Source organism: Bradyrhizobium sp. NBAIM18 (genome assembly GCF_020193825.1).
Lineage (GTDB): Bacteria > Pseudomonadota > Alphaproteobacteria > Rhizobiales > Xanthobacteraceae > Bradyrhizobium > Bradyrhizobium yuanmingense.
Window position 1 is genome coordinate 1 of sequence record NZ_JADYVO010000066.1, and the last position, 836, is coordinate 836.

Consider the following 836-nt stretch of genomic DNA (forward strand, 5'->3'; position numbering starts at 1 on the left):
GATTCTCAAGCGGGCGGGACTGGTAAGCAGCCGTCGGATCCGGCGACGAGCGCCGCCGCGGATGGGGCAACTGACGGTGCCTCAGCATGCCAACCATGTATGGGCCCTCGATCACAAGGGCTGGATCCGGCTGGGCGACGGATCTCGGGTTGAGCCCTTCACCGTGACCGATGGCTTTAGCCGCTATTTGATTAGTCTGGCGGCGACGGGCAGCACGCAACATGCCGAGTGCCAACCGCTGCTGGAGCGGGCGTTTCGCGAGCACGGCTTGCCGCAGATCATCCGTTCCGACAATGGCTCGCCGTTCGCCTCGACCGGAACCACGGGTCTGACGGCGCTCTCGGTCTGGTGGATTAAGCTTGGTATCCGTCATGAACGAATTGATCCTGGCCATCCGCAGCAGAATGGTCGGCACGAGCGTTTTCACCTCACGCTTCTGGAGGCCATGCGGCCGCCGCCGCCGACCAAGACCGCGCAAGCCCGCCGGTTCGCAGCCTTTGTGCGCGACTACAACGACGAACGGCCGCACGAGGCACTTGGGCAGCGTCCACCTGCCAGCGCCTACCACTCTTCCCCTCGTGCGATGCCAAGTCGGCTTCCGGAGCCGGATTATCCGGTCGAAGCGGCGGTGCGCCAGGTTCGCTCCAACGGCGAGATCAAATGGCGTGGCGAGCTCATCCATCTTTGCAGCGCTCTCGCCGGTGAAACAGTTGCCGTGGAGGAAACCGCTGACGGGCAATGGCAGGTGCGCTTCTTCAGCGTGCCGATCGGCATCATCGATCAGAAAACATCAACGCTGCGGCGCTGCGCTAGCGCTGCGCCGCAGCGGACCGAAC

The 836-nt window shown here is 64.1% G+C and carries 1 protein-coding gene; it reads left to right on the forward strand.

Annotation, left to right across the window (positions count from 1 at the left end; translation table 11 throughout):
• Window positions 1–61: 61 nt before the first annotated feature.
• A partial coding sequence (locus tag I6F17_RS37430) for an integrase core domain-containing protein (RefSeq protein WP_225190484.1) occupies window positions 62–836 on the forward strand: 775 nt, incomplete at its 3' end.